The following is a 14078-nucleotide window of genomic DNA, read 5'->3' as shown; positions in this document are numbered from 1 at the left end:
GTCAGGGCTCCCGCAGCGCTGGCGCGGTCGCGCGCAGCTGAGTGGCGTAATCGGCCGGGCGCAGCAATTGCGCGGCGGCGGCCTCGGTATAGCGCAGCATCGGCCCGGCGGCGACGGTCATCGCCACGCCGTAGCCGAGCAGCAGCAGCGTCGCGGCGGTTTCCAGCGGCCGCGCGCGCGCCTTGCGCGGCGGCGGCGGCAGCTGTTCGATGCCGTCGTCGTCGAGGTGCTGGTCGCCCGGCACGCGCCAGAACAGGCGCACGCCGGCGCGGGTCAGGCCCATGATCACCATCAGGCTGCTGAGCAGCACCGCGGCCCACACCGGCCCGGCGTTGCCCGCCGGCGTGGCACTGAGGATCGCGACCTTGGCCAGGAACCCGGACAGCGGCGGTAACCCCGCCACCGACACCGCGGCGATCAGGAACAGCACGCCGGGCACGGTCTTGCCCGGCAGCGGCGCGATCACTTCCTTGCGGTCGCTGGCGTCGCCGCGGCGGCGCCGGATCAGGTCGGCGACCAGGAACAGCGCCGCGGCGACGAAACTGCTGTGCGCCAGGTAATACAGGCCGGCGCCGAGCGTGCCCGGCGCGTCCAGCGCGAAGGCGATGAACAGCGTCGCCGCCGACACGATCACCAGGTAGCCGACCAGCACCCGCAGGCGCACCGCGGCCAGCACCCCGAGCGCGGCCAGCAGCAGCGTGCCGATGCCCAGCCACAGCAGCCAGGCGCGGCCGTAGCCGTCCAGCGCCTGTGCCTGGTTGCCCAGGATCAGCGTGCTCACCCGCAACACCGCGTACAGCCCGACCTTGGTCATCACCACGAACAGCGCCGCCACCGGCGCCGGCGCGCGTGCATAGGTTTCCGGCAGCCACAGGTATAGCGGCAGCAGCGCGGCCTTGGCGCAGAACACCAGCAGCAACAGGCCGAAGCTGGCCTTGATCAGGCGCAGGTTCTCCGGCGGCGCCTGCGCGATGCGCTGCGACAGCTCGGCCATGTTCAACGAGCCGAGCAGCGCGTACAGCAGGCCCAGCGCGATCAGGAACAGCGTGGAGGAGGTGACGTTGAACACCACGTAGTGGAAGCCCACGCGCAGGCGCAGGCCGCGCCCGCCGCTGAGCAGCAGGCCGTAGGAGGCGATCAGCATCACCTCGAAGAACACGAACAGGTTGAACACGTCGCCGGTCAGGAACGCGCCGTTGAGGCCGACCAGCTGGAACTGGAACAGCGCGTGGAAGTGCGGCGCGCGCCGGTCCCAGCCGGCGCAGGCGTGCAGCAGGCAGGCCGCGGCCAGCAGGGTGGTGGTCAGCAGCATCCACGCCGACAGGCGGTCGGCCATCAGCGCGATGCCCAGCCGCGACGGCCAGTCGCCGAGCAGATACACCTGCACCTGGCCATCGCCAGCGCGCACGAACAGCGCGATCACCGCCGCCGCCAGCGCCGCCATCGCGGTCCAGGCCACCGCGCGGCGCACGTGGCGCCCATAGCGGCGGTGCTCCACGAACAACGACAGCGCGGCGCCGAGCAGCGGGATCAGGATCGGCAGGAGCAGCAGATGGTTCATAACGCGCTGTCGCCGTCGTGATCGACGCGCGCATCGACGTGGTCGCTGCGGTTGTCGCCGCGGCTGCGCATCGCCAGCACGATGCTGACCGCGGTCATCGCGAAGGCGATCACGATCGCGGTCAGCACCAGCGCCTGCGGCAGCGGGTCGGCGTGCTCGGCCAGGGTCGGCGCGACGCCGTCGCGCAGCACCGGCGCCTTGCCCTGCACCAGCCGCCCGCCGGCGAAGATCAGCAGGTTGGTGGCGTAGGACAGCACGGTCATGCCCAGGATCACGTCGAAGCTGCGCGCGCGCAGCAGCAGGTACACGCCGACCGCGGTCAGCACGCCGATGGCGCTGGCCAATGCCAGTTCCATCAGCGCATCTCCCCGGTGCGGGCGGAACGTTGCGCCGGATCGATCTCGCCGCGCTGCGAGGCGCGCGTGCGCGAGGGCTTGATCGTGCCCATCATCGACAGGGTCAGCATGGTGCCGCCGAACACCACCAGGTACACGCCGGTATCGAAGCCCAGCGCGCTGGCCAGCGGGATGTCGCCGATCAGCGGCACGTAGAGGTCGTAGTGGCCGCTGGTCAGGAACGGCACCCCGAACAGCAGCGAAGCCATGCCGCTGAGCGCGGCCAGCAACAGGCCCAGGCCGATGCAGCGGATGTAGTCGAAACCGAAGCGCGATTCCACCGAGGCCGCGCCCTGGATCACGTACTGGATCAGCAGCGGCACCGCCAGCACCAGGCCGGCGATGAAGCCGCCGCCGGGCGCGTTGTGGCCGCGCAGGAACAGGAAGATCGACACGGTGAGGGTCAGTGGGAACATCAGCTGCGCCAGGTCTGCCGGTACCGGCAGCTTGATCGGCGGCCCCGGCATCACTTTTTCCGGCGCCATCCGCGCGCGCCGCAACAGCGCGTGCACCACCAGCGCGGCGATGCCGAACACGGTGATCTCGCCGAAGGTATCGAAGCCGCGGAAATCGACCAGGATCACGTTGACCACGTTGCGCCCATAGGCTTCCGGCAACGCGCGTTGCAGCAGTTCGCCGGCCATCGTCGCCGCCGGCCGGGTCATCACCGAATACGCCAGCAAGGCCATGCCGGTGCCGGCGGCGATCGCCAGCGCCGCATCGCGCAGCTTGCGCCAGCGTTGCGGCTCGACCGGCGAGGCCTTGGGCAAGTAGTTCATCGCCAGCAGCATCAACACCAGGGTGACCATCTCCACCAGCAACTGGGTCAGCGCCAGGTCCGGCGCCGATAGGAACACGAACACCAGGCTCACGCCCAGGCCGCTGCCGCCGATCACCAGCACCGCCAGCAGCCGCTGCCGGTACAGGAACAAGGTGGCTAGCGCGCAGCTGACGATCAGCAGCCACAGCGCCCAGCCCAGCAACGGCATCGGCTGCGGCGCCGGCCACTGGCTCCACAGCGGCGGCGCGGCGACGAACGGCGCCGCCGCAACCACCACCGCGCTCAGCAGCAGCCAGCGCAGGCTGCGCTGCAGGCTGCCGTTGGTCAGCATGCGGGTGAAGCGCGCGGCGACGCCGAACAGCGCGTCCACCTGCCAGTGGAACACGCGCTTGCCCAGCGAGCGGCGCACTTCGGTGTACAGCACGGTCAGCCGGCGCAGGCCGAAGTACAGCGCCACGCCGCCGACCATACCGGCGATGCTCATCGCCAGCGGCGCGTTCCAGCCGTGCCAGACCGCCAGGCTGTAGTCGGGCAGCGCGTCGCCGAGGATCGCCCCGGCCGCGCTGCGCAACACCGGCGCCACGGTCAGCGCCGGGAAGATGCCGACCGCCACGCACACCAGCACCAGCACTTCCACCGGGATCTTCATCCAGCGCGGCGGCTCGTGCGGCAACGCATCCAGTTGCCGCGGCCCAGTGCCGAAGAAGGTCTCGTAGACGAAGCGCAGGCTGTAGGCGACGCCGAACACGCCGGCCAGCAGCGCCGCAGTGGCGGTGAACACGCGCATCGCTACCGGGCCGTCGGCGTCCAGCGCCTGCGCGAAGAACATCTCCTTGGACAGGAAGCCGTTGAGCAGCGGAATGCCGGCCATCGACAGCGAGGCGATGATCGCCAGCGCGCTGGTGAACGGCATCCAGCGGCGCAGATTGCCGAGCCGGCGCATGTCGCGGGTATGCGTCTCGTGGTCGATGATGCCGGCGGCCATGAACAGCGAGGCCTTGAACACCGCGTGGTTGAGGATGTGGAACACGCCGGCCACCACCGCCAGCGGCGTGGACAGGCCGAACAGCATGGTGATCAGGCCCAGGTGCGAGATCGTCGAATACGCCAGCAGGCCCTTCAGGTCGTGCTGGAAGATCGCGTACCAGGCGCCGACCAGCAGGGTGACCGCGCCGACGCCGCTGACCGTGTAGAAGAACAGATCGCTGCCTGCCAGCGCCGGATGCAACCGCGCCAGCAGGAACACCCCGGCCTTGACCATCGTCGCCGAGTGCAGATACGCCGACACCGGCGTCGGCGCCGCCATCGCATGCGGCAACCAGAAATGGAACGGGAACTGCGCACTCTTGGTGAAGATGCCCAGCAGGATCAGCCCCAACGCCCACGGATACAGCGCGCTGGCGCGGATCGTGTCGCCTGCGGCGAGCACCGCATCGAGCTGGTAGCTGCCGACGATGCGCCCGAGCAGCAGCACCCCACCGAGCAGCGCCAGGCCGCCGCCGCCGGTGATCACCAGCGCCATGCGCGCACCGTCGCGCGCGTCCTTGCGATGCGACCAGAACCCGATCAGCAGGAACGAGCTGATGCTGGTCAGTTCCCAGAACACCATCAGCAGCAGCAGATTGCCGGCGATCACCATGCCCAGCATCGCGCCCATGAACAGCAGCAGGTAGCCGTAGAAGCGCGCCGCATTCTCACGCGCGCTCAGGTAGTAATGCGCATACATCACCACCAGCGCGCCGATCGCCAGCACCAGCCCGGCGAACATCCAGGCCAGTCCGTCCAGGCGCAGCGAGAACTGCAGCCCGATCTGCGGCAGCCAGGCGTGGTCGGCGCGGACGATGCCGCCGCCGAGCACGGTCGGAGTCAGCGTGCCAAGCAGGATCAGCCCGGCCAACGGCGCCGCCGCGGCGACCCAGGCCAGCGTGGCGCGCGAACGATGGCGCAGGGCGACCACGGCCGCCGCCATCAGGAACGGCAAGGCCAGCAGGATATCCAGAACCGGGATCATGCAGGCAATACGAGATTCGCGCGCAGGAGCCCGAGTGTAACAGGCGCTTCCCGGCGCTGGCCTGCGAGGGTCGTCGGCGCATGCAAGGTCATTTTTTCACCATAGCGCAGGCCGGGTGATGCGCGTGCGAGCGCGCAGGCATTGGGCGCAGCGGCGCTCGCTCGCTATGCTTGCGCGATGACCGACCTGCCCATCACTGCCGCTTCCGCCACCACGCTTGCCGGCGCGGCACGAGCGCGCGTGGCGCTGCTGTTCGGCGGCAGCGGCCAGATCGGCGAGCGCCTGTTGCAGGGCTTGCTGGCTGCGGGCTGGCAAGTGCATGCGTTCTCGCGCACGCCGCAAGCGCCGCGCGACGGCCTGCACTGGCATCTGGGCGAATTGAGCCAGTTGCAGGCGCCGCCGGTGCAGGCCGAGGCGATCTTCAGCTGCGGCCCGCTGGATGCGTTCGCCGACTGGTACCGGCGCACGCCGCTGCATGCGCGGCGCGTGGTCGCGTTCGGCTCCACCAGCCTGGAGGTCAAGCGCGATTCGCTGGATGCCGCCGAACGCGACGTCGCGCGGCGCTTGCGCGAGGCCGAGGCGGCCTTGTTCGCCACCGCAGCCGAGCGCGGCGCCGCGGCCACCGTGCTGCGCCCGACCCTGGTCTACGGCGCCGGCCGCGACCGCACGCTGAGCGCGATCGCCACGCTGGCCCAACGCAGCGGCTGGTTCGTGCTGCCGCACAGCGCGCGCGGCCTGCGCCAGCCGGTGCACGTGCACGACCTGGCCGATGCGGCGCTGGCGGTAATGGCGCATCCGGCCACGCACGGCCGCAGCTATGCGCTGGGCGGCGGCGAGGTGCTCAGCTACCGCGAGATGGTGCGGCGGGTGCTGGCCGCGCTGCAGCCGCCGGCGCGGCTGCTGTTGCTGCCGCATGCCGTGTTCGCGCTGGCCCTGCGCATCGCCCATGCCGGCGGCCGCCTGCGCGGCATGAACCGCGCCGCGCTGCAGCGCATGGGCGAGGACCTGGTCTTCGATCTGGCGCCGGCGCAGCGCGATTTCGGCTATGCGCCGCGCGCCTTCGTGCTCGATGCGGCGATGCTGGGCGTGGAGCGCTGAGCCGAAGGCAGGTGCAGCGCCCGGCTCAGTAGCGCCAGTTCATGCGCCGATAGAACTTGGCCAGCACCCAGGCCGGCCCGATCAGCAGGTACACCAGATCGGTCAGGAAGCTGGGCCTGTGGCCTTCCAGCGCATGCCCGACGAACTGCGCGATCCAGGCCACCACGAACACGCCCACCGCCAGCCACAGCAGGCCGTGCAGGCCGAGCCGCGCTTCCAGCAACCGGCACAGGCAGCCGCAGAAGAAGAGCGCGGCCAGCATGCCGTAGCCCAGCGGTCGCGACAGCCGGTTGTAGAACATCCACGCCGCGAACATGCCCAGTGCCGCCCACAGCCCGCTCTGGAACCAACTGCCGCCGACCGGGATGCACCACAGCAGCGCCACCACCGACCACAGGATCGCCGGCACCGCGAGCACATGGATGCGCTGGTTGGCGACATGGCGGTGATCGTCGGAATAGCTGGCGAAATAGCGGTCGATCGGGCGCGCGTAGGCGGTGGTATCCATCGTCCCTCCCAGGAGTCGGGCCAGGATAGCGCCATCCAGCCGGCGGCGCGGAGACGGTGCTGGACGCCGTTCTCGCCACGGTATTCAGTGGCGACGTTCGGATTGGATCTGCAGCTGTGTCGCAAGCGCATGCCTTGCGTCGGCGCGCCGCGCGCGCAAGCGTCGGCGTTGCGGTCTGCAAGCGCGATGCGGGAAGCTGCCTGTGCGGCGCGCGCCACGCTTCAGCGACGCTTGGCGCGCGCGCCGCATCGCGCTCAGTCGATCGAAATCCCCGCCAGCCGCTGCAGCGCCTCGGCGTACTTGGCGCGGGTGCGGTCGATCACGTCCTGCGGCAGGCGCGGGCCGGGCGCGGTCTTGCCCCAGTCCAGCGTCTCCAGGTAGTCGCGCACGAACTGCTTGTCGTAGCTGGGCGGGCTGCTGCCCACTTCGTAGTCGTCGGCCGGCCAGTAGCGCGAGGAATCCGGGGTCAGCATCTCGTCCATGATGTACAGGCGGCCGTCGGCGTCGGTGCCGAACTCGAACTTGGTGTCGGCCAGCAGGATGCCGCGTTCGGCGGCGAAGTCGGCGGCGAAGCGGTAGATGCGCAGGGTGGCGTCGCGCACGCGCTCGGCCAGTTCGGCGCCGACGGTCTTGACCATCGCGTCGAAGTCGATGTTCTCGTCATGGTCGCCGACCGCGGCCTTGGTCGAGGGGGTGAAGATCGGCTCGGCCAGTTTCTCGGCCTGGCGCAGGCCGTCGGGCAGCTCGATGCCGCTGACCTTGCCGGTGCGCTGGTAGTCCTTCCAGCCGCTGCCGATCAGGTAGCCGCGGGCGATCGCCTCCACCGGCACCGGCTTGAGCTTCTTGGTTACCACCGCGCGCCGGGCGTACAGCGCCGCGTCCACCCCGGCGGGCAGCACGCTGGCCACGTCGATGCCGGTCAGGTGGTTGGGCATCAGGTGCTCGGTCTTCTTGAACCAGAAGTTGGAGACCTGGCACAGCATCTCGCCCTTGCCGGGAATCGGGTCGGGCAGCACCACGTCGAACGCGGACAAACGGTCGGTGGCGACCATCAGCAGGTAGTCCCCGGGTGGGGCGTCGGCAGGCAGGCGGTCGCGGGGGATATCGAATACGTCGCGGACCTTGCCCCGGTGACGCAACGGCAGGCCGGGCAGATCGGATTGCAACAGCGTGGTGGACACAGGCACTCCTACGGACTTCGCAATGGCGGCTGTCCCGGGACCCGGCGGGCCCGCGGCTCGACAGCGGGCCGCGTAGTGTACGGCCGGAAAGCTCCGCTGTGCCGTAAAATACGAGGCCTTGTCCGCCGAGCCCGCCCTCGCCCATGCACTGGTACGGAAAACTGCTCGGCGCCATCGTCGGGGCGCTGCTGTTCCGGCCCAATCCGGTGGTCGGCGCGGTGCTCGGGCTGCTGGTCGGGCACGCCTTCGATGCTGACTGGTTCAAGTTCGGCCAGCGCGACGATCCCTACCGCGAGCTGGGCGTGCGCCGCGACGCCACCGACGCCGAGATCGAACTGGCCTATCGCCGGCTGATGTCCCAATACCACCCCGACAAGGTTGTCGGCGGCAGCCCGGAGCTGCGCGCGCGGGCCGAGAAGAAGGCCAGCCAGCTCAACACCGCCTACGACCGTATCCGCACCCTGCGCAAGCGCTGAGACCCCGCCATGTCCGATTGCATCATCTCCCCGTCCATCCTGTCCGCCGATTTCGCCCGCCTCGGCGAGGAAGTGGACAACGTGCTCAAGGCCGGCGCCGACTGGATCCATTTCGACGTCATGGACAACCACTACGTGCCGAACCTGACCATCGGCCCGATGGTGTGCCAGGCGCTGCGCAAGCACGGCGTCGCCGCGCCGATCGACGTGCACCTGATGGTCGAGCCGGTGGACCGGCTGATCCCGGACTTCGCCGAGGCCGGCGCCAGCCTCATCAGCTTCCACCCCGAGGCCAGCCGCCACGTGCACCGCACGATCCAGCTGATCAAGTCGCACGGCTGCAAGGCCGGCCTGGTGCTCAATCCGGCTACGCCGGTAGACATCCTCGACTGGGTGCTCGACGAGCTGGACCTGGTGCTGGTGATGTCGGTCAACCCGGGCTTCGGCGGCCAGGCCTTCATCCCCTCGGCGCTGGACAAGCTGCGCGCGATCCGCAGCAGGATCGACGCCAGCGGCAAGCCGATCCGGCTGGAGATCGACGGCGGGGTCAAGCCCGACAACATCGCCGCGATCGCCGCCGCCGGCGCCGACACCTTCGTCGCCGGCTCGGCCATCTTCAACGCGCCCGACTATGCCGCGGTGATCGCGCAGATGCGGGCGGCGGTGGCGGCGCGCTGAGATGGCCGCGCTGCACATCCGCCCGGCCACCGCCGACGATGCCGGGCTGATCCTGCGCCTGATCCGCGACCTGGCCCGCTACGAGCGCGCCGAGGACGCGGTGCAGGCCGACGAGGCCGGGCTGCGCGCCAGCCTGTTCGGCCCCGGCGCCAGCGCCCACGCGCTGATCTGCGAGGCCGACGCGCAGCCGGTCGGCTACGCGGTGTACTTCTACAACTACTCGACCTGGCTCGGCCGCAACGGCCTCTACCTGGAAGACCTCTACGTGGCCCCGGAACACCGCGGCAGCGGCGCCGGCAAGGCCTTGCTGCGGCATTTGGCCAGGCAGGCGCTGGCCGAAGGCTGCGGCCGCTTCGAATGGTCGGTGCTGGACTGGAACCAGCCGGCGATCGAGTTCTACCAGGCCGCCGGCGCGCAGGCGCAGGACGAATGGACCGTGTACCGCCTGCAGGGCGAAGCGCTGGCCCGGTTCGCGGCCGGCTGAGCGGCGCCACCGGCGCAAAAAAAGAACCGCACTGTCGCCAGTGCGGCCCTGGGAGAAATCGGAGGCTGATCCTGCCTCCATCCGTCGTCCTTGCTATGGCCTTCCATGTTCCGGGCGATCGGTGACGCAGGGATGACATTGCGGCGAACATCGGGTTGCGCGCCGGCGGCCGCACCCGAAGCGGAGGCGCGCGCCTTGCCGCGTGCGGGGCGCGGCCCCCCGAGGCCCGCTGGCACGCACGCCGCGCATTCACGATGCCCGCATCCGCCGCCGGCTAGGCTGCAGGCCTGATCCTGGGAAGGTCCGCATGGCAGCAGCGCACTGGCGTCTGATCCTCAATGGCAAGTCGGCGGGCGACGAGCCGCTGCGCGCCGCCGTGTCCGCGCTGCGCGCGCGCGGCATCCAGCTGCAGGTGCGGGTGACCTGGGAGGAGGGCGATGCCGAGCGCTACGTGGCCGAGGCGGTCGCCGACGGCGCCGACTGCATCGTCGCCGCCGGCGGCGACGGCACCTTGAGCGAGGTGGCCAGCGCGCTCGCGCACCATGACGCCGATGCCGCGGCGCTACCGGCGCTGGGCCTGGTGCCGCTGGGCACGGCCAACGATTTCGCCACCGCCGCCGGCATTCCCGACACCGCGCTGGCGGCGCTGGAACTGGTCGCGCAGGCGCCGGCGGTGGCCATCGACCTGCTGCGCATCGAAGCCGAGCATGGGCCGCACTGGTGCGCCAATGTCGCCAGCGGCGGCTTCGGCACCCAGGTCACGGTGGACACCGACGAGGGGTTGAAGAAGATGCTCGGCGGCCTGGCCTACCTCATCACCGGGATGGGCAAGCTGGGCCAGATCGATCCGATCCAGGCGCGCTTCGAGGGGCCGGAGTTCGCCTGGGAAGGCGAGTTCATCGCGCTCGGCCTGGGCAACGGGCGCCAGGCCGGCGGCGGCCAGGCGCTGTGCCCGGACGCCTTGCTCGACGACGGCCTGCTCGACCTGACCATCGTCCCGGAGATGAACGGCGAACTCGCCGCGACCCTGGGCACGCTGCTCACCTCCGGCAAGCAGGCCGCGCTGGAGCGGGTCGCAGTACGCGCGCAACTGCCGTGGCTGCGCATCGACGCGGCCATGCCGCTGACCTTGAACCTGGACGGCGAACCGGAGACCTCGCGGCACTTCCGCATCGACTGCGTCGCCGGCCGCCTGCGCATGCACCTGCCGGCCGACTCGGCCTTGCTGCGCGGCCGGGCGGGGTAGCGGCGCGGCGGTCGCTGGTCGGAGGGGTGCCGCGTCGCGACTGAAGTCGCTCCCACAATGGGCTTGCGGCGCGCCGGCTGGGTGCACTGTGGGAGGAACTTCAGTCCCGACTGCTCCGAATCCGATAGCCGGCCCACTCCGTTCGTCGCGGCTGAAGCCGCTCCTACATGAGACTTGCGGCGCGCCGGATGGGTGCACTGTGGGAGGGACTTCAGTCCCGACTGCATCCAGCCCAGGCAGTCCTGGCGCTTTCCAGGCTGCAACAGTCTCTGCAGCGCAGCGCCGATGGTCCCTTTTGCAACCGTTGCCAGTCGCCGCAGTTGCGGTAAAGTAGCCGCCGTGTCCAGCCTGACGACCCCGCGTTCCTTCACTTCCGCTCGCCGTGCGTGGCGATGGTGGCCTGCAGCCGTCGTCCGCCCCGCCACCGAGTCCCGGAAGGAAAGTCGTCTTGATCACCCGCGAGCTGTTCCAGCGCTACGCCGCTGAAGGCCACACCCGCATCCCCGTCGTCCGCGAAGTGCTGTCCGACCTGGACACGCCGCTGTCGGTCTATCTCAAGCTCGCCGACGCCCCGCATACCTATCTGTTCGAATCGGTCGAAGGCGGCGAACGCTTCGGCCGCTACTCGATCATCGGCCTGCCGGTGCGCCGCGTGTACACCTTCAGCGGGCATACGCTGGAAGTGCGCGATCACGGCGAGTTGATCGAGCGCCGCGAGGTCGCCGATCCGTTCGCCGAGGTCGAGGCGCTGCGCTCGGCGCATTCGGTGCCCAGGCTCGACGGCGTGCCCGGCTTCACCGGCGGCCTGGTCGGCTGGTTCGGTTTCGAATGCATCGGCTACATCGAGCCGCGCCTGGCCAGCGGCGACAAGCGCAACGAGCTCGACACGCCCGACATCCTGCTGATGCTGTCCGAAGAGGTCGCGGTGTTCGACAACCTCAAGGGCCGCCTGTACCTGATCGTGCACGCGGATCCGCGCGACGCCGACGCCTGGGACCGGGCGCAGGCGCGGCTGGACGCGCTGACCGCCACGCTGCGCCAGCCCGGCGCCGGCTACCCGGTGCCGCTGGCGCGCGACGTGCTCGACGAAAGCGACTTCGTGTCCGGCTTCACCCGCGACGGTTTCATCGCCGCGGTGGAGAAATCCAAGGACTACATCCGCGCCGGCGACATCTTCCAGGTGGTGCTCAGCCAGCGCCTGAGCGTGCCGTTCAGCGCCCGCCCGGTGGACGTGTACCGCGCGCTGCGCGCGCTGAATCCTTCGCCGTACATGTATTTCCTCGACGTCGGCGACACCCAGGTGGTCGGTTCCTCGCCGGAGATCCTGGTGCGGCTGGAAGCCGGCCAGGTCACCGTGCGTCCGATCGCCGGCACCCGCCCGCGCGGCAAGACCGTGGAAGAGGACCTGGCGCTGGAAGCGGAGCTGCTGGCCGATCCGAAGGAGCGCGCCGAGCACCTGATGCTGATCGACCTGGGCCGCAACGACGCCGGCCGCGTGTCGCAGGCCGGCACCGTCGCGGTCGGCGAGCGCTTCGTGATCGAGCGCTACAGCCACGTCATGCACATCGTCAGCGAAGTCACCGGCACGCTGCTGCCCGGGCTCAGCTACGCCGACGTGCTGCGCGCCACATTCCCGGCCGGCACCGTCAGCGGCGCGCCGAAGATCCGCGCGCTGGAAGTGATCCGCGAGCTGGAGCCGATCAAGCGCAACGTCTATGCCGGCAGCATCGGCTACCTCGGCTGGCACGGCGATGCCGACACTGCCATTGCGATCCGCACCGCGGTGATCAAGCACGGCCGCCTGCACGTGCAGGCCGGCGCCGGCATCGTCTACGACTCCGATCCGCAGAAAGAGTGGGACGAGACCATGAACAAGGGCCGCGCGCTGTTCCGCGCGGTGGCCGAGGCAGCGAAGGGGCTGTGAGCGTGCCCGCAGCGACAGCGCGGATCGGCTTCCGCAACGACTACAGCGAAGGCGCGCATCCGCGCCTGCTCGCCGCCCTGGCCGCGGCCAGCGCCGAGCAGAACGGCGGCTACGGCCTGGACCGGCACAGTGCACGCGCCGCGCAACTGATCTGCCGCGAATGCGCCTGCGCCCATGCCGAGGTGCACCTGCTGGTCGGCGGCACCCAGACCAACCTGACCGCGATCGGCGCCTTCCTGCGCCCGCACCAGGCGGTGATCGCCGCTGCCTGCGGGCATATCGCCACCCACGAGACCGGTGCGATCGAGGCCACCGGGCACAAGGTGTTGACCGTGGACGCGGCCGATGGCCGCCTCCGTCCCGAACGGATCGCGCCGCTGCTGGCCGAGCACGGCAACGAGCACATGGTGCAGCCGCGGTTGGTGTACGTGTCCAATACCACCGAGCTCGGCACCGTCTATCGCAAGCATGAACTGCAGGCCTTGCGCGACGTCTGCGATGCGCATGGGCTGTGGCTGTTCCTGGACGGCGCGCGCATCGGCAGCGCGCTCACCGCCGAAGGCAACGATCTGAGCCTGGCCGACATCGCCGCGCTGACCGACGCGTTCTACATCGGCGGCACCAAGAACGGCGCCTTGCTCGGCGAAGCGCTGGTGATCGTCAACCCCGCGTTGCAGGCTGATTTCCGCTACCTGCTCAAGCAGCGCGGCGCGCTGCTGGCCAAGGGCATGGTGCTGGGCGCGCAGTTCGCCGCGCTGTTCGAGGATGGGCTGTTCTACGAACTGGCCGCGCACGCCAACCGCATGGCCGCGCGCCTGCGCGAAGGCCTGGCGGCGGCCGGCGCGCAGTTCGCCTCGGACTCGCCGACCAACCAGCTGTTCGTGACGCTGCCGGCCGACGCCGTCGAGGCGCTGGCGCAGCGCTACGATTTCGAGCGTTGGCAGCTGCTGGCCGACAGCCGCTGGGTGATCCGTTTCGTGACCTCGTGGGCCACGCAGGCCGCGGCGGTGGACGCGCTGTGCCGCGATTTCGCCGCGCTTTCGCACTCCGGCGCGCAACGCGCGGCCGGCTGACATTCTTTCCGAAAACGTCCATGCGGTCTTCCTGATCGCGCAATGAGTCCTTCGCCATGCTGCTGATGCTCGACAACTACGACAGCTTCACCTACAACCTCGTGCAGTACCTGCAGGCTCTCGGCGCCGAGGTCAAGGTGCTGCGCAACGACGCGCTCAGCGTGGACGAGATCGAGCGGCTGGCGCCGGAGCGCATCGTGATCTCGCCCGGCCCGTGCACGCCGAACCAGGCCGGGGTGTCGCTGCAGCTGATCGAGCGGCTTGGCCAGCGCACGCCGATCCTGGGCGTGTGCCTGGGCCACCAGAGCATCGGCCAGGCCTACGGTGGCGAGGTGGTCCGCGCCGGCACCATCATGCACGGCAAGACCTCGCGCATCCGCCACGAAGGCCGCGGCGTGTTCGCCGGGCTGCCGGACCGCTACGAGGCCACCCGCTACCACTCGCTGGTGGTGGAGAAAACCACGCTGCCGGACTGCCTGGAAGTGACCGCCTGGACCGAAAACGAAGACGGCACGATGGAAGAGATCATGGGCCTGCGCCACCGCCAGTTCCCGGTCGAGGGCGTGCAGTTCCATCCCGAGTCCATCCTCACCGAGCACGGCCACGCGCTGCTGAAGAACTTCCTGGAGCGATGAACATGCGCCTGCCCTACTCCCCGATGC

General features: G+C 70.1%; 13 protein-coding genes. 8 read left to right on the top strand and 5 right to left on the bottom strand.

What is annotated here, in order from left to right; translation table 11 throughout:
• Window position 1: 1 nt before the first annotated feature.
• The 3 genes from KHF85_RS18540 to KHF85_RS18530 are packed head-to-tail and all read right to left on the bottom strand — an operon-like array spanning window position 2 to window position 4748.
• Window positions 2–1561: a monovalent cation/H+ antiporter subunit D gene (locus KHF85_RS18540; protein WP_284567789.1), complete on the bottom strand. Its 1560-nt coding sequence runs from the start codon at window positions 1559–1561 to the stop codon at window positions 2–4.
• A complete protein-coding gene (locus KHF85_RS18535; protein ID WP_053838831.1) occupies window positions 1558–1917 on the bottom strand; it encodes a Na+/H+ antiporter subunit C in 360 nt (119 codons plus the stop codon). Before KHF85_RS18535 ends, KHF85_RS18540 begins: the two co-directional genes overlap by 4 nt.
• A complete protein-coding gene (locus tag KHF85_RS18530; protein WP_284567788.1) occupies window positions 1917–4748 on the bottom strand; it encodes a monovalent cation/H+ antiporter subunit A in 2832 nt (943 codons plus the stop codon). The genes KHF85_RS18535 and KHF85_RS18530 overlap by 1 nt, the downstream gene beginning before the upstream one ends.
• A 177-nt stretch (window positions 4749–4925) precedes the next feature.
• Between KHF85_RS18530 and KHF85_RS18525 the strand changes: the two genes are divergently transcribed.
• Window positions 4926–5846, top strand: a complete 921-nt coding sequence (locus tag KHF85_RS18525) for an SDR family oxidoreductase (RefSeq protein ID WP_284567787.1) — start codon at window positions 4926–4928, stop codon at window positions 5844–5846.
• A 25-nt stretch (window positions 5847–5871) separates the two neighbouring features.
• Here the strand turns inward: KHF85_RS18525 and KHF85_RS18520 are convergent, their stop codons facing one another.
• Window positions 5872–6354, bottom strand: coding sequence for an Mpo1 family 2-hydroxy fatty acid dioxygenase (locus KHF85_RS18520; RefSeq protein WP_284567786.1), 483 nt, complete (start codon window positions 6352–6354; stop codon window positions 5872–5874).
• Between the two features lie 254 nt (window positions 6355–6608).
• Window positions 6609–7535 carry a phosphoribosylaminoimidazolesuccinocarboxamide synthase gene (locus tag KHF85_RS18515; RefSeq protein ID WP_237652459.1) on the bottom strand — a complete coding sequence of 309 codons (927 nt, stop codon included), beginning with the start codon at window positions 7533–7535 and terminating at the stop codon, window positions 6609–6611.
• 143 nt (window positions 7536–7678) lie between these two features.
• Here KHF85_RS18515 and KHF85_RS18510 point away from each other — a divergent pair, with 143 nt between their 5' ends.
• The 7 genes from KHF85_RS18510 to KHF85_RS18480 all read left to right on the top strand — a co-directional run bounded on the left by KHF85_RS18510 (window position 7679) and on the right by KHF85_RS18480 (window position 14051).
• On the top strand, window positions 7679–8011 hold the full coding sequence (locus tag KHF85_RS18510; protein ID WP_039008185.1) for a J domain-containing protein: 333 nt from the start codon (window positions 7679–7681) through the stop codon (window positions 8009–8011).
• A 9-nt stretch (window positions 8012–8020) separates the two neighbouring features.
• Window positions 8021–8689, top strand: a complete 669-nt coding sequence (gene rpe / locus KHF85_RS18505; RefSeq protein ID WP_064540823.1) for a ribulose-phosphate 3-epimerase — start codon at window positions 8021–8023, stop codon at window positions 8687–8689.
• A 1-nt stretch (window position 8690) separates the two neighbouring features.
• Complete coding sequence (locus KHF85_RS18500; protein WP_284567785.1) at window positions 8691–9173, top strand: GNAT family N-acetyltransferase; 483 nt, start codon at window positions 8691–8693, stop codon at window positions 9171–9173.
• 307 nt (window positions 9174–9480) lie between these two features.
• Window positions 9481–10419: a lipid kinase YegS gene (gene yegS, locus KHF85_RS18495; protein WP_284567784.1), complete on the top strand. Its 939-nt coding sequence runs from the start codon at window positions 9481–9483 to the stop codon at window positions 10417–10419.
• A gap of 448 nt (window positions 10420–10867) precedes the next feature.
• Complete coding sequence (trpE, locus tag KHF85_RS18490) at window positions 10868–12343, top strand: anthranilate synthase component I (protein WP_039008181.1); 1476 nt, start codon at window positions 10868–10870, stop codon at window positions 12341–12343.
• A 2-nt stretch (window positions 12344–12345) separates the two neighbouring features.
• The gene (locus KHF85_RS18485) at window positions 12346–13416 is read left to right on the top strand and encodes a threonine aldolase family protein (protein ID WP_284569599.1); all 1071 of its coding nucleotides are present in this window, start codon (window positions 12346–12348) and stop codon (window positions 13414–13416) included.
• A gap of 56 nt (window positions 13417–13472) precedes the next feature.
• A complete protein-coding gene (locus KHF85_RS18480; RefSeq protein WP_039008180.1) occupies window positions 13473–14051 on the top strand; it encodes an anthranilate synthase component II in 579 nt (192 codons plus the stop codon).
• Window positions 14052–14078: the final 27 nt, after the last annotated feature.

Origin of the sequence: Xanthomonas graminis pv. graminis, from assembly GCF_030168915.1 — a bacterium.
Lineage (GTDB): Bacteria > Pseudomonadota > Gammaproteobacteria > Xanthomonadales > Xanthomonadaceae > Xanthomonas_A > Xanthomonas_A translucens.
This window is presented reverse-complemented; position numbering and strand designations above follow the sequence as displayed.